This is a genomic window from Micromonospora sp. WMMD736 (assembly GCF_049179015.1).
GTDB lineage: Bacteria > Actinomycetota > Actinomycetes > Mycobacteriales > Micromonosporaceae > Micromonospora.
Window position 1 is genome coordinate 2,165,036 of the sequence record NZ_JBMHMI010000001.1, and the last position, 17,782, is coordinate 2,182,817.

The following is a 17,782-nucleotide window of genomic DNA, read 5'->3' on the forward strand; positions in this document are numbered from 1 at the left end:
ATTGCATAATATGGGCAGCTATGGAGAGGCTTGTCGGCACCCCGAGGCCGATCACCCGTTACGGCACCCCGATCCTGCACCGCCGGTGCGCCCCGGTGACCGTGTTCGACGACGCGCTCGCCGCGCTGGTCGACGACATGTTCGCCAGCATGTACGCCGCTCACGGGGTCGGCCTGGCGGCCAACCAGATCGGCGTCGACGCCCGGATCTTCGTCGTCGACTGCCCCGACGCCACCAACACCCACACCATCGCCCACGTGATCAACCCGGTGCTGCACCTGCCTGAGCAGCGGGATCTGGTGATCGACTCCGAGGGCTGCCTGTCCGTCCCGGGCCAGCGCGCCGACCTGGCCCGGTCAGCCACCGCCTCCGTCACCGGCGTCGACCTGCACAATCAGCCGATCCGCCTGGAGGGCACCGGTACCCTCGCCCGGTGTTTCCAGCACGAGGTCGACCACCTCGACGGCCTCGCCTACGTCGACCGGCTTCCCGTCAAACTACGCAAACAGCTCCTCGCGGCCAGCGCCGAGCACCCTGGCGTCGGAGCCGGCGTCCAGCAGGACCTTGACGCATGACGGTCGTCCTGGGCATCGAGACGTCCTGCGACGAGACCGGCGTCGGGATCGTCGCCGACGGTGTCCTGCTCGGTGACGCGCTCGCCACGAGCATGGACGAACACGCCCGCTTCGGCGGGGTCGTCCCCGAGATCGCCGCCCGCGCGCACCTGCACGCCATCACCCCCATGGTCGAACACGCACTGGCCCAGGCCGGGATCGGCTTCGCCGACATCGACGCGGTCGCCGCCACCGCCGGCCCCAGGCTCGCCACCGCCGTCCAGGTCGGCCTCGCCGCCGGCAAGGCGTACGCGCTGAGCCTCGGCGTCCCCCTCTACGGCGTTCACCACCTCGCCGGCCACGCCGCCGTCGACATCCTCGAACACGGGCCACTACCGGCCCGCTGCGTCGCCCTGATCGTCTCCGGCGGGCACACCAGCCTGCTGCTGATCGGCGACCTCGCCCGCGACCCGGTCGTGCACCTCGGCGACACCGTCGACGACGCCGCCGGTGAAGCGTTCGACAAGGTCGCCCGCCTGCTCGGCCTGCCCTACCCCGGCGGGCCCGTCATCGACCGCGTCGCCTGCGACGGCGACCCGAACGCGATCGCCTTTCCCCGCCCGATGACCGCCCCGCACGACGCCCCCTACCGGTTCTCGTTCTCTGGGCTCAAGACCGCCGTCGCCCGCTGGGTCGAACAACACCAGGACAGACCACTACCCGTCGCCGACGTCGCCGCCTCCTTCCAGGAGGCCGTCGCCGACACCCTCACCCGCAAAGCCCTCGCCGCCTGCCGCGACCACCAGGCCGACACCCTGCTCCTCGTCGGCGGAGTCGCCGCCAACAGCCGGGTACGCGCCCTCGCCGAAGAACGCTGCGCCGCCGCCGGCATCCGCCTACGGGTGCCGTCACCACGGCTCTGCACCGACAACGGCGCGATGATCGCCGCCGTCGGAGACCTCCTCGTCCGCGCCGACGTCTCTCCAGACCGGCTCGACCTCGGCCCCGACCCATCCGCCGTCCTGCGGGGAGCGCTGCTGCACGGCCCGCGCGACCAACGTCAGCCGGCCGGCGCGAGGGGCACGTTCGCGTAGATCGTGATGCCGTGGCCGGTTCCCCACCGCTGCCACCCGGCGGCGTCGTAGAACGCCGTCGTACCGGGGATCGTCGGCACCGTGAGCAACCACGCCGGGCGGTCACCGACCAGAGCGTCGAGCAGCCGCCGACCGAGCCCAGCGCGCCGCGCACCCGGGTGAACAGCGAGTTCGCCGACCTCCAGACGGCCGGACAGCGCGGTGACGGCCTCCGGTCCCAGAATCGCACTCACCTGACCGTACGAGCGGTCGCTGGGGAACGGGCTCGGGGTGGTGTAACCCAACGCGAACCCGCGCACGCTGGCGCCGGTGTAAGCGAACGCCCCAACGAACCCGGGCTTCTCGGTCCAATCCGCGAGTCGATCCGCGAGTCCTTCGGCCCGCTCGAGCGGTTCGTTCCAGGGCGGCACGCAGAACACCGCCGCGTAGATAGCCGTCAACTCGGCGCTGGCGGCGAGCACAGCCCTGCCGTCGACGAGCCGGATTGTGCTCATACCGGTCCCGAGCGGTGCGACGTGCCAAGGACCGGGACGGTGAGCAGGATCCGGTTCATCGACATCACCAGTGCCATCGTGCCGACGATGAACCGTTCTGGCAACGGTGCACAGCTGGACGCCCGGTCGGATTCGAGCGCGGTCGGATCATCGACATTGACGGTGACCACCATGGCTGGTGAGACTGTGCGCCACAACTTCATGCCTGTGCGTTGATGGGGGAAGTCCGGTCGAAATCCGGCGCTGGCCCGCAACGGTAGGCGGCGAACCATGTGGTGACGCCGCGAGCCCGAGTACCCGTCCGTGCACGTAAGGACTGTCCCCCACCCGTCGTGGCCCACGGGTCGGAGCCGCCCGAGGGGATTCGGGTCGTCTCGGACCATCGGAGCCCGGAAAGGCGCCGTTTCATGGTCAACCGTTTCCTTTGGCACCGCGCGCGCGTCCTCGCGACCGCCGCGCTCGCCGCCTTCACACTGACGCTGACGGTGACACCGTCGACCGCGTCAGCATCGCCGCCCACCCTCAACAGGGTCGATGCCGCCGCCGGCTGGCTCGCCCGCCAGTCCGTCGACGGCGAACGCTTCGAGGTCGTCTTCGACGGCGTCGCCTACCCCGACCAGGGCCTCACCCTCGACGCGGTGTTCGCCTTCGCCGCTACCAAGCAGGCCGACACGACTGCGGCCGATGCCCTGTCGTGGCTCGCCCAACCCGCCGTGCTCACCGGCTACATCGGCGACGGCACCGAGGCGTACGCGGGAGCGACCGCGAAACTCGCCCTCGGCGTCCAGGTCCGCGGCCTCGACCCGGCCGCGTTCGGCGGAGTCGACCTGCTCACCCGCCTCGGCGGCCTACTGACCCCGTCCGGTCGATACTCCGACCGTTCCGCTTTCGGCGACTACAGCAACACGTTAACCCAGTCGTTCGCGGTGCTGACGTTGGACCGCGCCGGCGGCGCACCACCGGCTGCGGTGACGTTCCTGGCCGCGAGCCGGTGCGCCGACGGCGGTTTTCCCCTGCTGTTCGGGCAGGCCACGTGTGTCAGTGACGTCGACGCAACGGCGCTCGCGGTCCAGGCTCTGCTCGCGGCGGACCGGCCGATCGTCGCGGCCTCGGCGGCGCAGTGGCTCGTCTCCGTGCAAGGCGTTGACGGCTCGTTCTCCGCCAACGGCGTGCCGAATGCGAACAGCACCGGGCTCGCCGCCCAGGCCCTCTCTGTCGCCGGGCGACCTCTACCGTGGCTGCGCGCCCGCCAGTTCCTGATCGGCCTTCAGGTGGCGTGCACCGGGCCGTCGGCCGATCGCGGCGCCATCGCCTACACCTCAGGCGGATTCGACGCGACCACCGCGGTGCGGGCCACCGCGCAGGCCGTCCCCGGTCTCGCAGGCGCCGGGTACGCGACCCTGTCCACCAGCGGCGCCCAGCCCGCCGCGCCCGTCCTGGCGTGTACGCCGTGGTGACCGCGCAGCGGGCGGTGATTCGGCGACGGTTGGCGCTGCTGTTCGCGGCTGTCGTCGTCAGCGCTGGCCTGGTCGTCGTCGACCCGATGCCGCGCGCCGCGCACGCTGCGGCGTGCGCGGCGGGCGCGGGCGTCACGGTGGTGGTCGACCTCACCGCGTTCGGCCTCGGTGTGCAGACCGGCTGCCGACTCGGGGACCCGCCGACCGGCCTGGCCGCGTTGCAGGGCGGGGGCTTCACCGTGACGGGCACTCAACGATGGGGCCTTGCCTTCGTCTGCCGTATCAACGGCTACCCCATGCCCGCCTCCGAGCCATGTGTCAATACTCCCCCGGCCAGCGCGTACTGGTCGTATTGGCACGCCGTGCCCGGCGGTACCTGGTCCTACAGCACGCTCGGCGCGAGCAGCTACAACCCCGCGCAGGGCACTGTCGAGGGGTGGCGCTTCGGCTCCGGACAGGCTCCGTCGATCTCCCCGCCGTAACTGGCGCTGGGGTGGTGCCGGCACCGCAGCCCTGTGCTACCGGGCCGCGCGGCACCACCCCGACGCATCAGGTGGGCACGTGCTGGGTGCGGGAGTCGGAGCGGCCGGCAAGGACGGCGGCGAGGATCTCCGCGCCGTCGACGACCCTCGGGCCCGGGCGGTTGAAGTAGGCGGGTCCGTCGACCACCCACACCTGCCCGTCGCGCACCGCGGGCAGGTCAGCCCACCCGGGTTGCGCGGTCGCCACGGACAACTCGTCAAGCGTCTGCTTCGGTGTGAACCCGCACGGCCCGAACACCACCACGTCGGGGGCCAGGTCCGCGACGACCGACCATCGGTGCGGTGTGCTGTGCGCGCCCGGTCCGAGCAGCAGTGACTGCCCGCCGGCGTAGCTGATCTGCTCCGGCACCCAGTGCCCGCCGGGCATAAGCGGGTCGAGCCACTCGACGAACAACACCCTCGGCGCGCCGGCCGCCGGCCCGGGCAACGCGGCGAGGCGACGCTCGCTGTCGGCGCGGATCTTCGCCGCCCGTTCGTCGGTGCCGGTCAGCGCGGCCACGGCATCGACCGTGTCGAGGATCCCGGCGATGGTCCTCGCCTCCAGGGACACCACCCTCGTGTCAAAGTCCATCAGTCGGACGGCGTCGTTGACCCGCTCGTAGGAGACCGCACACACGTCGCACAGATCCTGGGTCAGGATCAGATCCGGCTTCAGATCCTCCAACACGGCGACGTCGAGCTGGTACAACGACGACCCCCGGTGCGCGTCGCCAGCGATCGCCGCCGAGATCTCCCGGCTCGTCAACGCCCCCGGCAGCGACGTCGCGGTCACCGCCGGAATATCGGTCAGTTCCCCCGGCGGCCAGTCGCACTCATGGGTACGACCGACCAGATGCCCGGTCAGTCCGAGCATGGCCACGATGTCCGTGGCCGCCGGCAGCAGGGAGACAATGCGCACACCCGTCTGCCTACCAGGCACGACCGAATGGCGTCCACTCCCGCACGACGGGCGACGGCCTTCCCGGCGGACGACGCCGAACGCGACCACCACCCCGACGCGGATGCCATAACAGGAGGCGTTGGCCAGCACGAGCATCATCGCCGAACCTGGCGGGCGGTGAGGACGACGATCGCTGCCAGGTGACCGGCCAGCGCCGCGACGGACAGTCCGAGCAGGTCTTAGACCTCTACGGCGCCGTCGAGCAACGCCCGCCGCAGCGCCAACCGGTGTTCCCGGCGGATCTCCGCCTCACGGTACCGACGCCGGTCCCCGTCCGTTTCCGGCAGCAGCGGCGGCACCGCACGTGGCTGCCCGTCGTCGTCGATGGCGACCATGACCAGATGGGCCGTGGCCACGTCCGTGGGCGGCACGGCGCGGTCCCAGCGGTCCGCGGTCACCTTCACGGCCACCTCCATCGAGCTGCGGCCCGCCCAGGTGATGCGCGCGTCGACGTGTACGACGTCGCCGACCCGCACCGCCCGCAGGAACGCGGTCTCGTCGATGGCGGCGGTGACGGCCGGCCCGTCGGAGTGCCGGGCGGCGACCACCCCGGCGACCGAGTCGATCAGGTTGAGGATCCGGCCGCCGTGCACCGTACCCATCAGGTTGGTGTGATGTTGGTCCATGATCTGCGACAGGGTCAAATGCGACGCCGACGGCGCTCGGCCGGCGATCGCGGTGGTGTCGTGCACAGCGGTGATCCGTCCCTCGGGAAACCACACCGCCGGAACGCGGATACACGCTGAGGAGCACGCGCCGACGGACGGCACGTCACCCGCTCAGCCCACCCGCGAGGCCGACGGCAGCGCACACTGTTGTGTACGCAGCGCGGGCAGGTCTTCGGACTCGCGGACGCGACCGGCTACGCCGGTCCCCTACTGGCCGTCGCTTCCCAGGCTGATGGGCCCAGTGCTGATGACGGCGGTCGCTCCCACTCACCGCTGCGGGGCAGTCCCGGATTTCCACCGGGTTCCCTCTTACGACGCCCGGTCGGTCGTGACCGGGCGAACCAACGCCACCAGCCAGTCTAATGGATCGTTAAGGAACCTCCGCTGCCGAGGCCGGCGCTCCGAAACTCTCCGAGCCAGTGTTGAACGGCCAGAACCACAGCGGCACGCCGGCGGTGGCCGGTGCGGCGGCCCGCGCTCACCTGGGTTTACTCCCGTGGCTGCCGGGCGGGACTGACGCTCGTCCCGCCCGGCGTGGTACTCAGTGGCCGCGAAGCTCGACGGCAGCGGCGACCAGATGTTGCAGGGATGCCTTGACTTCTGGGTAGGCGCGGGTCTTGAGACCGCAGTCGGGGTTCACCCACAGCCGCTCGACGGGAACCACCGCCGCTGCCCGACGCAGCGCCTGCACGACCTCTTCGTGCGAGGGCACCCGCGGTGAGTGGATGTCCCAGACGCCGGGGCCGACTCCGCGGTGGTATCCGATCGCGGCGAGGTCGTCGAGGACCTCCATCTTCGAACGGGACGCCTCGATGCTGGTGACGTCGGCGTCGAGAGCGTCGATGGCGGTGATGACCTCACCGAACTCCGAGTAACACAAATGGGTGTGGACCTGGGTGTCGTCGGCGACACCGGAGGTCGCCAGGCGGAACGCGCCGACCGCCCACTCCAGGTATGCCTTCTGGTCGGCCCGGCGCAGCGGCAGCGTCTCACGCAGCGCCGGCTCGTCGACCTGGATCACCCGAATACCGGCCGCCTCGAGATCACGGCACTCGTCGCGCAGGGCCAGCGCCACCTGGTCGGCGGTATCAGCCGAAGGCTGGTCGGCGCGAACGAACGACCACGCCAGAATCGTCACCGGACCGGTGAGCATCCCCTTGACCGGCCGGTCGGTCAGGGACTGCGCGTAGGTCGTCCACTCGACCGTCATAGGCGCCTTGCGGGCCACGTCGCCGTAGATGATCGGCGGGCGGACGCAGCGGGAACCGTAGGACTGCACCCAGCCGTACTCGGTCGCGGCGAACCCGCTCAACTGCTCGCCGAAGTACTGGACCATGTCGTTGCGTTCCGGCTCGCCGTGCACCAGCACGTCGAGGCCCAGCCGTTCCTGAAGTCGGATGACCCGTCCGACCTCAAGGCGCATCCGCCGGGTGTAGTCGACCTCGTCAAGCTGGCCGGCCCGGTACGCGGCCCGGGCCCGACGCAGCTCGTCGGTCTGCGGGAACGAACCGATCGTCGTGGTCGGCAGCGCCGGCAGGTGCAGCCGGGCCTGCTGAGCCGCGGCGCGCTGCGGGTAGGCACCACGCTGCCGGTCAGCGGCCCGCAGCGCGGCAAGCCTGCCCCGTACGGTGGCGTCGTACCAGGAAGCGGGCGACGCCGGAAGCGGTGCGGGCAGAGATGTGGTGCCGTTGCGTAGAGCCCGTCCCAGCAGGACGACCTCGTCGACCTTCTGCCGCGCGAACGCCAGCCGCTGGCGCACGTCCGGGTCGAGCGCGGTCTCGGCGGACAGGTCCACCGGCACGTGCAGCAGCGAACACGACGTCGACACCGCGACATGATCGGCGAGCCCCGTCACCACCGCGCCGGCGGTGATCGCCGCACGCAGATCCGTGCGCCAAACGTTGCGGCCGTCGACGAGCCCGGCGACGATCGTCTTGCCGCGCAATGGGCCCGCGCTGGCGAGCTGCCGCAGGTTGCCGGGCCCGGCGACCAGGTCCACACCGATCGCCTCGATCGGCGTGTCCAACAGAGCGGGGAGCGCGTCACCGAGCGTCCCGAAGTAGGTGGCGACAAAGATTGTCGGCCGCTGCTCGACGGCGCACAACCGGCGGTACGCGTCACGGAGCGCGGCGATCTCCGCCTCGCTGCGCTCGCCCACGTAGGCGGGCTCGTCCAGCTGCACCCACCGCACCCCGGCGTCGGCGAGCGTCCGCAGGAGGTCGGCGTACACGTCGACGAGGTCCGGCAACCGGTCGAACGGTTGACCACCCCCGTCGCTGGCCTTGGACAGCAGCAGGAACGTGGCCGGTCCGACGAGCACCGGGCGGCTCTCGACGCCGAGGTCACGGGCTTCGCGGTACTCGCGCAACGCCTTCGCGGGGTTCGCCGCGAAGACGGTGTCGCCGTCCACCTCCGGCACCAGATAGTGGTAGTTCGTGTCGAACCACTTCGTCAGCTCCAGTGCCGGCTCGGCGTCGACACCACGGGCCATCGCGAAGTACGTGTTCAGCTCGGACAGACCGAGACGCGCGAAGCGTCGCGGAATGGCGCCGACGGCCACGGCGGTGTCGAGCATGTGGTCGTAGTAGGAGAAGGTGTTCGACGGGATGGCGTCCAAGCCTGCGTCGCGCAGCGCCTGCCAGACCTCGCGCCGCAGCGCGGCAGCGGTGGTCTCCAACTCTTCCGCGTCGATGTGTCCCGCCCAGTAGGCCTCGACGGCCTTCTTCAACTCGCGGTTGCGGCCGATGCGCGGATAGCCGAGCACAGTGCTCTGACCGAATGCGGTGTTCATGGGGTCCTTCCCTCGAAGAGGCCGAGGACTCGCGCCACGACAGGGAAGGAAGGGGTACGGCAACGTACCGGCTTCCGCCCCGGCCGTCCCGAGAGACCATCGGCGGCGCACACCGGCTGGCGCGCGCGGCGCTGGCAGGTCTTCGGACTCGCGGGCAAGACCTCTTCGGTCGCCTACTGGCCGTCGCTTCCCAGACCTTCCGGTCCAGTGCTTGATGACGGCGGTCGTTCCCACTCACCGCTGCGGGGCAGTCCCGGTTTCGCACCAGGTTCCCTCTTACGGCGCCACGACCAATGAGGCCACGGCGAACCAACACCGACATCTATCCTAGGGGCTCCACGCATCACCCGGCTCAACGTGTCCGCTGAGCGGGACCGGTCAGTCGGGTGGCTCGGCCAGCCGCTGCATCCGGTTCCAACCGGACCAGCCGCGCTCGCGCAGCAGCTCCCGCAGCCGCCGTACCCGTGGGTCGGAGTCGACGGCGACCGCATCGATCAGATCGTGCGGGAGATGGTCGTCGTCCTCCCCCTCGGAAGTGACCTCCCCGGCGGCGTACGCCTGCTCCGGCAGACCGGCCATGATGTCCGGCGGACGGTCTCCATCGACACAACCGCATCGCGACAGGCGGACCCTCGGCAGGTCTGCCACACCGATGCGGCCTGGGACGGCTGGGCGTTGGGACACTCAGGCTGGGAACCCGATCCAAAAACTGGCGGCGGTCCATGCATCCTGCGAATGCCAGCCGCTCACCCGCCTCGAGATCACAGGAGGCCTGACCGAGTTCCGCCAAAAGCACCACCACCGCATGCCGTACCAGCACTGATACGGCATGCACCCGCATGACGGCGACTACATGATCGATGTCCCACCCTGGGCATGCATAGCACTTGCCGGACACTCGCACCGGCAACCGCTCATTTGCCCAATTGGTGCCGACGGGCGACGGGCCGCAGGGCGAGCACGCGCCTCGAACCTCGATGCCTTTCTCTGCGCCAACAGCTGCGGTGCGTGGCCGAGTCCAGTGAACCACAGCATCGTTAAGTATCCATATTGGGGTTTGTCTCTGGCTCTCGTGTGGGAGGTCCTGATGCAGCACGCGGCGGAACGTGACGGCCCCGACCTGCTCGGCTGGTGGCTACAGCAGCCGAGCCGGCGAGGCCGCCTGCGGACGCGGCACCCGACAACACCGAAGCCACCGGGCATCCGGTTCGCGTTCTACGGCCGGATGTCGACCCGGGAGTTCCAGGACCGGCTGTCGTCGGCGCGGTGGCAACGCGACTTCGCCGAGGACGTGATCGACGGCCAGGGCGTGATCGTGGCCGAGTTCTTCGACGTGGGCCATTCCCGCCAGGTGCCCTGGCCACGTCGCCCGCAAGCCGCACGATTGCTGGCAGCGCTCGCCGACCCTGCCCGCGGGTTCGACGCGGTGGTAGTGGGAGAGTTCGAGCGAGCCTTCTACGGCAACCAATTTCGCGACCTCGCGCCGCTGTTCAACCTCTACGGCGTGCAGCTGTGGCTGCCCGAGCTCAACGGCCCGGTCGACGTCAGCAACGAGTTCCACCTGTCGCTGCTGGCCCTGCTCGGTGTGCACTCCAAACGTGAGATCCAGCGCTCGCGGTTTCGGGCCAAGGCGGCCATGCGCGCCCAGGTCATCGAGCAAGGCCGTCATCTCGGCGGCCGGCCGCCGTACGGGTACCGGCTGGCCGAGGCAGGGCCGCATCCGAACCGGGCACACGCCAAGTGGGGACGCATGGTCCATCGACTGGAACCCGACCCGCACACGGCGCCGCATGTGCGGTGGATGTTCACTCAACGCCTCGCCGGGCGCAGCATCGCAGGCATCGCCCGTGATCTCAACGAGCGGCAGGTGCCGTGCCCGTCCAGCGTCGACCCCGGCCGTAACCCGCACCGCAGCGGCGCAGGATGGACGCTGCGCACGGTCGCGTCGATCCTGGCCAACCCTCGCTACACCGGCCGCCAAGTCTGGAACCGGCAGCACACCGACCGCGGCCCACTCGACGCCGCCGATGATCTTCTCGGTCAATCCGAGGTACGCCGCTGGAACCTAATGCAACAGTGGGTGATCTCCCGGGATATCGCGCATCCACCGCTGGTCAGCGAACACGACTTCGTGACCGCCCAACAGGCCAACGCACTACCCGCACCGGCCGATGGGTCGAGCGGGCGCTACCTACTCACCGGACTGATCCGCTGCCATCAATGCGGCCGGATCCTCGACGCACACTGGGTCAACAAGCACGCCGCCTACCGCTGCCGCCACGGCCACCGCACCCCCGCCGCAGACGGCGCACAGCGGCCGCGCAACGTGTACATCCACGAAGCCAAAGCGATCAATCAACTCGCCGAATGGCTCGACATCCCGGCCACCGACCCCCACGCCGTCACAGACGCGCTACTCGAACACGACATCGACATAACCTGCGCAATCGGCGGAACACTAACCATCACCGCGATCCCCGCCCGGGTGCAGACGCATACAATACCTGCTGTCCCGCGCCAGCGCCGAACAGCAGTAACCCCCACCGGAGCGCTTCATCGACCGTGAAGCCTACCCGTGGGGGTTAACGTGTCCGAGGGGGGACTTGAACCCCCACGCCCTATACGGGCACTAGCACCTCAAGCTAGCGCGTCTGCCATTCCGCCACCCGGACTTGCTCGTTCAACCTACCTCGCCGACCCAGATGATCTTGCATCCGAAGGCCGGCCCAGCGGGCCGCACGGGGAGTTACTGTACACGGCGTCGGTGGATCATGCACATCGCCCTCCCGCCGCTGCTCACGCCACCACCCAGGGTCACCGGAATCGGCTCCAGCGGAGGGCCGGGTAGCGTCGACGGCGCGGTGACGGCAGCATTGCCCTGTGTCCCATCCCTCTCCCCTGGCCGCCGTACAGCAACGGGCCCTCGCGCTGCGCGCGGCGGGCGACCACGACGCCGCCCGGACGTTGCTCGCGGACGCCGTCGGGTCCGCCCGTCCGCCGTACGGCGAGGACCATCCCGAGACGTTGCACACCGCTCACCTGTTGGCCCGCCTGCACCGCGAGGCCGACGACCCGCTCGCCGCCCGCCGGGTGCTCGAGGAGGCCTTCGCGGCGGGCGAGCGACGCTGGGACCATGCCGAGCCGACGATGCTCGCGCTCGCCTTCGAGCTGGCGGAGGTCGCCGAGGAGTTGGGTAACAGGCACGAGGCCCGCCGTAACTACACCCGGGTCGCCAGCGCCGGGCCCGCGGTGCTCGGAGAGAACCACCCGGTCGTACGCGCCGCCCGTGACTACCTCGGCGAGGCCAGCCCCGCTGCGGAGCAGTCGTACGTGGGGCCGCCGACCTCCGTCACCGGCACCTCGACCGACGCCGCGGCCCGGTCGGCGCTCTCCGGCCCGACGCTGTCCCTGGCGACCCTGGCCGCGATGCGCCCGGCTGCGGGCGATCCGTCGACGCCCGCGTCGCCCTGGGCGCCCCAGCCTTCCCCGACCCCGGCCGGTCCGACGCGGCCCGCCTCGGCCGTTCCCCCGGCACCGACCGCACCGCCGATGCCGCCCCGCCAGCGGGTCGAGCGGCAGACGGTCGCGCCGCGGCCAGCGGCCGGCCCCCCACCTGTGGCGGCTGCCCCGCCCACGCCACACCTGCCGCAACAGCCCGCGCCGCCGCGCCAGCGCACGAGCGACGCGCCGGTCCGCCCGGCCTCCGGTGGGCCGCAGACACCGCCCACGGCCGGACCGCCGGCCACCGCGCAGCGGCCCACCGCGCCGACCTCCGCCAGTCCGCAGACCAGCCCCCCGCCGGCGGCGCGGTGGGATCACCCCACGATTCAGGTACGGCAGATCGAGCCCCTGCTGGCGGAGGAGGCGGCTCGGCTCGCGGCGGCAGGGTCGAGCGGCGCAGCCGCCACGGCCGCAGGTCCGGCGGCGCCCGGAGCGATCCCGACGACGAACAGCCCGGCGGGTACGGCTACGCACCAGCCGCCCGGCGCGACGCCCGCCGCACCTCCGGTGCCGGTTTCCGGACCGCGCTTGCCGTCGGCACCGGCCTCCGGACCAGCCACGCCACCCGGCCGTCCGGTGTCCGCTCCGCCCGGGTACGACCAGCCCATCTCCGGTCCCCCGGCCCAGGCGTTCCCGGTGTCCGGGCCGCCCGGTCTCCCCGTGTCGGCACCACCCGGCCACGGCCAGCCTGTCTCCGCACCACCCCGCCAGCACTACCCCGTTTCCGCGCCACCGGGCCTCGGCCAGCCGGTGTCGGCCCCTCCGGTGAGCGCACCGCCGTGGGGACTGACCGCCCCGCCCTGGAGCAGCAGCGCGCCGCCGCAACCGCTACCCACGTCCGGAGCTGACGCCCCTGCATCGACGGACGTCCAGCCGGCACCGGCCGCCGGGGTCGGGCCGGGTTCGGACGGCACAGCGGGCAGTCAGCCGAGCGTGCCCGAGCGGCCCCGACCGGGCAGCGGAGGCCCCGAAGGCCTCCCGACCGGCCCCGGCGAAGCGTCAGGTTTCGCGTCCGCGTCGACGGAGGTGTTCCCGGCCGTCGGGCCGGCGACGGCGCCGGGCGGGCCCGACGCCAGAGAAGCGGCCACGTCCACCTGGGTGCCGAACCACGGTCCGGCACCGACGACCGCCGCCCCGGTTCCGGGTGGACCCGTCGGACCGGCCCCCGTCCGGGATGGACAGCACGGACCGGTCCACGTCCCGGGTGGGCACGGCGGCCCCGTACCCGGCACCGGCGGGCCTGGCGGCTCGGCCTCGACTCCAGTGGACGACCTGATCCCGGGCCTGGGCGCGCCCTACGGTCCGCCCACCTACCCGTCCGCCGCGCAGCAGCATCCCTCGGGCCAGCAGTACCCGGCGCAGCAGGTCCCGGTCAGCCACGAGGTGTACCCGGGGCAGTACTACCCGCAGGAGGCGTACGCGCCGCCGTACCCCGACGGGACCGGCTCGACGGGCCGCAACCGGGCGACGGTGATCGGCGCGGCGGTGGCCGCCGGGGTTGCCCTGGTGGCGGTCGCGGGCCTGGGTGCGGTGGTGTTGAGCCGTGAGGACGCGCCGCCGCCGTCCGGGACGTCGGTGACGGTGGCTCCGGCGACGACCGGTCCCCCTCCCGGCGACCTGAAGCTGCGCGACGACGCGGTGACGATCACTCTGAGCTGGACGGATCCGTCCGGTGGCACGGTGCCGTTCATGGTCGCGGGTGGGCGGGCCGGGTCGGCGCTCGGCGTGATGGCGACCGTGGAGCCGGGGCGGACCAGCCACACGGTCAACGGACTCAGCTCCCGGGTGGACTACTGCTTCACGGTGCTGGCCGTCTACTCGACCGACAGTTTCGCCACCTCGGGTCAGGTGTGCACGGATCGCGAGCGGTCGACACCGCCGAGCTGAGCGCTGCGGCGTCGACCTGGTCATCGTCGGATTGGCGATTGTGGAGCTGAGCTGGGCGTCCACCGCGCACGCTCGGTATCCACAGGGGTGACGGTGCGGGTTCCCCCGTTCCCGGCCGGGCCATATGATGGCACCCGGCTCAGGGGAGGGGTCGCCGCGAGGCGTACGCCACCTGCCACGACTCAGGGAAGGCAGCCGGCTGTGGCCAGCATCGACGACGCCGAGCGGACCGACGCCCCCCGTTCCCGGTCCCGACTGCGAGGCGGGCTCGTGACGGTGGGCACGGTCACCGCGCTGTTGGCCGCCATGGGACTGACCGTCCTGGGGCTGGGCGCGGCGGACAACGCGGTGGCCAACTACGACGCGAGTTCCTGGCTGTGGAGCGGGGTGCGCAGCGAGCTGGCCCGGGTCAACGGGGTGACGGCCCGGGTGGACACCCGCACCGAGGTACCCGGCGCCCGTCGGCACCCGATGCAGGTGGCCCAGACCGACCGGCTGCTGATCCTGCGGGACCTGCAGACCGGGCAGATCAGTTCACTGGATCTGGCCACGTTGCAGCTCACGGCGACCACGCCGACCACGCCCGGCCTGGGTGTGAGCGTCGCCCTGCACGAGGACGCGGCGTTCGTCGTCGACGCCGTGCAGGGCATCGTGCGGCAGCTCGACCCCCGCTCGTTGAGTCCGGTGGGTGAACCGGTGCGCTATCCGCCGGGCATCACCGGTGGCGCGTTCGACGGTGCGGGCCGCCTCTGGATCGGGGTGCCCAGCGAGGGCACGGTCTCGGCGGTCACCGCCGCGAAGCTGCCGTCGGCGCCGGCCTCGGCGGCACCGGCCGGCGGGGGGCTCAGTCCGGAGCGGGTCGAGACGTACGACGTCGCCGACCCGAGCCACGATCTGGTGGTCTCCACTCTGGACGACGGGGTGGCGGTGCTGGACCGGACGGCCGGCCGGCTGCTGCGGGTACAGCGCGGCGAGGTGCGGCCGACTCCGTTGACGCTGCCCGGCCCTGCGGCGTTGCCGGCGCGCACCTCCGGGCCGCGGGTGCCGGTGACGGTGCCGGCCGAGCGGCGGGTGCTGGTGGTGGGTGACGTCGGCGAGGAGCGGACGTTCACGGTGCCGGGCAGCGGCGACCGGCTGAGCCCGGCGGTGGCGTGGGCCGATCGGTTCTACTGCGCCGACGAGGCCACCGGCACCATCTACTCCTTCGATGTCGGTGGCCAGTTGGTCGACACGATCAAGGGCAAGGCGACCGGACCGTTGGAGATGGAGGTCCGCGAGAACCACCTCTTCATCAACTCGCCCGACTCGGCGACCGCCCGGGTGGTGGACGACAAGCACCAGGTGCGCGAGGTCGACAAGTACGCCAACGACGTGTTGGGCGGTGACCCGCCGCCGGCACCCCCGCCGCCGCCTCCGCCGAAGAAGCCCCGGGTGAACAAGCCGAGCGCGCCGCGCAGCGTCACGGCCGCCGCCGGCAACGCCCAGGCCCGGGTGAGTTGGCGGCCGGCCGCCGCGAATGGCGCCGAGATCATCAAGTACGTCGTGCAGGGCGCCGGTCAGCGCCTGGAGGTGGGCGCCAACCAGCGCGCGGTCGAGGTCAAGGGGTTGACCAACGGCGAGACGTACCGGTTCGCGGTGCACGCCGTGAACGCCAAGGGTGACGGCCCGCCGCGCAGCAGCAACCCGGTCACCCCGACCGCCGCGGTGCCCGATCCGCCGGCCAGCATCACGGCGCAGGAGCGGCCGGACGGCACGGTGGTGGTGAAGTGGCCGGCCGCGAACGCCCAGGGCAACAAGATCGCCAAGTACGCGGTGACGGCCACGTCGGCGGGTACGAACGCGCCGGCCGGCGAGTCGACCAAGACCGAGCTGGTGGTGCCGGCCGGTGAGCTGGAGTACGGCACCCAGTACGCGTTCACCGTCGTGGCGGTCAACGACAAGGGTGCCGGTTCGGCGGCCTCGCCGGTCAGCAACACGGTGGTGCCGTTCGCGGCGCCGGGTCGTCCGCTGGATCTGCAGGCCGGCACGGTCGCCGACCAGCCGGGCGCGGTGACGGTGCAGTGGTCGCCGGCCGAGGCGAACGGTCGGCCGGTGACGAAGTACCAGGTGGACGTCGGTGGCAAGACCAGCGAGGTGACCGAGACCCGCACCACCGTCACCGGTCTGGGCAACGGCCAGAACGTCACGGTGAAGGTGAAGGCGGTCAACGAGGCTGGGCCGGGTCCGGAGGCGACCGCCACGGCCCGTACGGTCGCGGCGCCCCGGATCACGGTGACCGGCTCGTCGGCGACGGCGACGGGAGCGACCGTCACGTTCACCGTGGACGCCGGCGGTGGCAGGGCCACCTGCTCGCTGAGCACGTCGGGTGAGCCGACGAAGGCCGGGGCGTGTTCCAGCATCACGATGTCGGGTCTGACGCCGGGTACGGCGTACACGTTCACGGTGACGGCGACCAACGCCGCCGGCAGTAGCACCGCCAAGCGGGCGCAGACCACCCAGGCGCTGTACGGGATCGCGACGTGCAACAACGGTCCGGACGGCGACCAGCGGACGTACTGCGACAAGGAGGTCGCCAGTCGCCGCAACGGTAACGAGGTCTTCTCGGTCCCCCGGCAGGACAACGACAAGCAGGTGGGCTGGGCCAAGCCCGGCCGCCGGCTACAGGCGTACTGCAAAAAGGCCGGCGAGGACGTCGACTCCTGGATCTACAACGACCAGAAGCGCAGCACCTGGTGGGTGCAGGTCGAGTTCGACGGGAAGAACTACATTCCCTGGGCCTGGCTCAACCTGGAAGGCGGCGACAACATCAACGTCCTGCCCACCTGCTGAACCACCAGGCAAGGAGCACCACCGACCGTGAACACCCACGAGCCGCTCACCCAGCCGGAGGTGCAGGGCTTCGCCGCCCTGGCCGCCCGGCTGGCCGAGAACGTCAACGCGGTGGTGCTCGGCAAGCCGCAGGTGGTCCGGCTGGCGCTGACGGCGCTCTTCGCCCAGGGGCACGTGCTGTTGGAGGACGTGCCGGGGGTCGGTAAGACGACCCTGGCACGGGCCATCGCCGCGACGGTGCAGGGTCAGTGGCGGCGCATCCAGTTCACGCCCGACCTGCTCCCGTCGGACGTGTCCGGCGTGACGATCTTCAACCAGGCGAGCCGGGAGTTCGAGTTCCACCCGGGGCCGGTGTTCGCCAACATCGTGATCGCCGACGAGATCAACCGGGCGTCGCCGAAGACGCAGTCGGCGCTGCTGGAGGTGATGGAGGAGCACACCGTCACCGTGGACGGGGTCCGGCACCCGGTGCCGGCGCCGTTCCTGGTGGTGGCGACGCAGAACCCGGTGGAGATGGACGGCACCTACCGGCTGCCCGAGGCGCAGCTCGACCGGTTCCTCGTGAAGCTGTCGGTCGGCTACCCGGACGAGGCGGTCGAGGTGGAGGTGCTGCGCGGCGCGACGGTCCGCTCCCCCGAGGCGCTCGCCCCGATCACCGACACGGCGACCGTCGGGGAGATGGTCCGGATGGCGCGCCGGGTGCACATCGCCGAGCCGCTGTACGCGTACGCGGTCCGGCTGGCCGCCGCGACCCGTACCCATCCGCAGGTACGCGTCGGGGTCAGCCCGCGGGGTGTGATCGCGTTGACCCGGGCGGCGTGTGCGTACGCGCTCATCGACGGGCGGGGCTGGATCATGCCGGAGGACCTCAAGGCGCTCGCCGAGCCGGTGTTCGCGCACCGGCTGCTGCTCACCCCGGACGCGCAGGTGCGCGGGATGACCGCCGCGGAGGTGCTGCGCCAGGCCGTCGCCTCGGTGCCGGTGCCGCTGCCGTCGGGGCAACCGGCCCCGGTGCAGGGCTGACC

14 protein-coding genes, 1 tRNA gene and 3 riboswitches are annotated in these 17,782 nt (G+C 71.5%); of the genes, 8 read left to right on the forward strand and 7 right to left on the reverse strand.

Annotated features, from left to right (window positions below; genetic code table 11):
* Positions 1–20: 20 nt before the first annotated feature.
* Complete coding sequence (def, locus tag ACN269_RS09100) at positions 21–575, forward strand: peptide deformylase (protein ID WP_421472027.1); 555 nt, start codon at positions 21–23, stop codon at positions 573–575.
* Positions 572–1,648 carry a tRNA (adenosine(37)-N6)-threonylcarbamoyltransferase complex transferase subunit TsaD gene (gene tsaD / locus ACN269_RS09105; protein ID WP_421472028.1) on the forward strand — a complete coding sequence of 359 codons (1,077 nt, stop codon included), beginning with the start codon at positions 572–574 and terminating at the stop codon, positions 1,646–1,648. Before def ends, tsaD begins: the two co-directional genes overlap by 4 nt.
* Here tsaD and ACN269_RS09110 read toward each other — a convergent pair.
* Entirely contained in the window at positions 1,615–2,142 is a 528-nt protein-coding gene (locus tag ACN269_RS09110; RefSeq protein ID WP_421472029.1) for a GNAT family N-acetyltransferase, read from the reverse strand. The genes tsaD and ACN269_RS09110 overlap by 34 nt on opposite strands.
* The gene (locus tag ACN269_RS09115; RefSeq protein ID WP_421472030.1) at positions 2,139–2,315 is read right to left on the reverse strand and encodes a hypothetical protein; all 177 of its coding nucleotides are present in this window, start codon (positions 2,313–2,315) and stop codon (positions 2,139–2,141) included. Before ACN269_RS09115 ends, ACN269_RS09110 begins: the two co-directional genes overlap by 4 nt.
* Before the next feature lie 23 nt (positions 2,316–2,338).
* Positions 2,339–2,461, forward strand: a riboswitch (cobalamin riboswitch).
* A gap of 88 nt (positions 2,462–2,549) precedes the next feature.
* Between ACN269_RS09115 and ACN269_RS09120 the strand changes: the two genes are divergently transcribed.
* Together ACN269_RS09120 and ACN269_RS09125 are read left to right on the forward strand one after the other, a co-directional pair.
* On the forward strand, positions 2,550–3,599 hold the full coding sequence (locus ACN269_RS09120; RefSeq protein ID WP_421472031.1) for a peptidase: 1,050 nt from the start codon (positions 2,550–2,552) through the stop codon (positions 3,597–3,599).
* A complete protein-coding gene (locus ACN269_RS09125) occupies positions 3,584–4,081 on the forward strand; it encodes a hypothetical protein (protein ID WP_421472032.1) in 498 nt (165 codons plus the stop codon). Before ACN269_RS09120 ends, ACN269_RS09125 begins: the two co-directional genes overlap by 16 nt.
* A 67-nt stretch (positions 4,082–4,148) precedes the next feature.
* On the opposite strand, the gene ACN269_RS09130 is transcribed toward ACN269_RS09125, so the two are convergent.
* The 4 genes from ACN269_RS09130 to ACN269_RS09145 all read right to left on the reverse strand — a co-directional run bounded on the left by ACN269_RS09130 (position 4,149) and on the right by ACN269_RS09145 (position 9,119).
* Positions 4,149–5,039, reverse strand: a complete 891-nt coding sequence (locus ACN269_RS09130; protein WP_421472033.1) for an ABC transporter substrate-binding protein — start codon at positions 5,037–5,039, stop codon at positions 4,149–4,151.
* Positions 5,040–5,260: 221 nt separating this feature from the next.
* Complete coding sequence (locus tag ACN269_RS09135; RefSeq protein WP_421476236.1) at positions 5,261–5,707, reverse strand: acyl-CoA thioesterase; 447 nt, start codon at positions 5,705–5,707, stop codon at positions 5,261–5,263.
* Positions 5,708–5,895: 188 nt separating this feature from the next.
* Positions 5,896–6,110: riboswitch (cobalamin riboswitch) on the reverse strand.
* Between the two features lie 180 nt (positions 6,111–6,290).
* Positions 6,291–8,540: a 5-methyltetrahydropteroyltriglutamate--homocysteine S-methyltransferase gene (gene metE / locus ACN269_RS09140; RefSeq protein ID WP_421472034.1), complete on the reverse strand. Its 2,250-nt coding sequence runs from the start codon at positions 8,538–8,540 to the stop codon at positions 6,291–6,293.
* A 116-nt stretch (positions 8,541–8,656) separates the two neighbouring features.
* A riboswitch (cobalamin riboswitch) is annotated at positions 8,657–8,869 on the reverse strand.
* Between the two features lie 49 nt (positions 8,870–8,918).
* Positions 8,919–9,119: a hypothetical protein gene (locus ACN269_RS09145; RefSeq protein ID WP_421472035.1), complete on the reverse strand. Its 201-nt coding sequence runs from the start codon at positions 9,117–9,119 to the stop codon at positions 8,919–8,921.
* A gap of 508 nt (positions 9,120–9,627) precedes the next feature.
* Here ACN269_RS09145 and ACN269_RS09150 point away from each other — a divergent pair.
* Complete coding sequence (locus tag ACN269_RS09150) at positions 9,628–11,106, forward strand: recombinase family protein (protein WP_421472036.1); 1,479 nt, start codon at positions 9,628–9,630, stop codon at positions 11,104–11,106.
* Positions 11,107–11,128: 22 nt separating this feature from the next.
* Here the strand turns inward: ACN269_RS09150 and ACN269_RS09155 are convergent.
* A tRNA-Leu gene (locus tag ACN269_RS09155) sits at positions 11,129–11,212 on the reverse strand.
* Positions 11,213–11,420: 208 nt separating this feature from the next.
* Between ACN269_RS09155 and ACN269_RS09160 the strand changes: the two genes are divergently transcribed.
* The 3 genes from ACN269_RS09160 (at position 11,421) to ACN269_RS09170 (ending at position 17,780) form a co-directional block, all read left to right on the forward strand.
* On the forward strand, positions 11,421–13,928 hold the full coding sequence (locus ACN269_RS09160; RefSeq protein WP_421472037.1) for a tetratricopeptide repeat protein: 2,508 nt from the start codon (positions 11,421–11,423) through the stop codon (positions 13,926–13,928).
* A gap of 201 nt (positions 13,929–14,129) precedes the next feature.
* Positions 14,130–16,757, forward strand: coding sequence for a fibronectin type III domain-containing protein (locus ACN269_RS09165; protein ID WP_421472038.1), 2,628 nt, complete (start codon positions 14,130–14,132; stop codon positions 16,755–16,757).
* A 27-nt stretch (positions 16,758–16,784) separates the two neighbouring features.
* Positions 16,785–17,780: an AAA family ATPase gene (locus ACN269_RS09170; RefSeq protein WP_421472039.1), complete on the forward strand. Its 996-nt coding sequence runs from the start codon at positions 16,785–16,787 to the stop codon at positions 17,778–17,780.
* Positions 17,781–17,782 lie beyond the last annotated feature (2 nt).

Excerpts from the sequence above, each read along its gene's own strand:
- ACN269_RS09150 (WP_421472036.1), top strand. The coding sequence starts at position 9,628 with ATGCAGCACGCGGCGGAACGTGACGGCCCCGACCTGCTCGGCTGGTGG.
- ACN269_RS09135 (WP_421476236.1), bottom strand. The coding sequence starts at position 5,707 with ATGGACCAACATCACACCAACCTGATGGGTACGGTGCACGGCGGCCGG.
- ACN269_RS09145 (WP_421472035.1), bottom strand. The coding sequence starts at position 9,119 with ATGGCCGGTCTGCCGGAGCAGGCGTACGCCGCCGGGGAGGTCACTTCC.
- metE (WP_421472034.1), bottom strand. The coding sequence starts at position 8,540 with ATGAACACCGCATTCGGTCAGAGCACTGTGCTCGGCTATCCGCGCATC.
- ACN269_RS09115 (WP_421472030.1), bottom strand. The coding sequence starts at position 2,315 with ATGGTGGTCACCGTCAATGTCGATGATCCGACCGCGCTCGAATCCGAC.
- def (WP_421472027.1), top strand. The coding sequence starts at position 21 with ATGGAGAGGCTTGTCGGCACCCCGAGGCCGATCACCCGTTACGGCACC.
- tsaD (WP_421472028.1), top strand. The coding sequence starts at position 572 with ATGACGGTCGTCCTGGGCATCGAGACGTCCTGCGACGAGACCGGCGTC.
- ACN269_RS09120 (WP_421472031.1), top strand. The coding sequence starts at position 2,550 with ATGGTCAACCGTTTCCTTTGGCACCGCGCGCGCGTCCTCGCGACCGCC.
- ACN269_RS09110 (WP_421472029.1), bottom strand. The coding sequence starts at position 2,142 with ATGAGCACAATCCGGCTCGTCGACGGCAGGGCTGTGCTCGCCGCCAGC.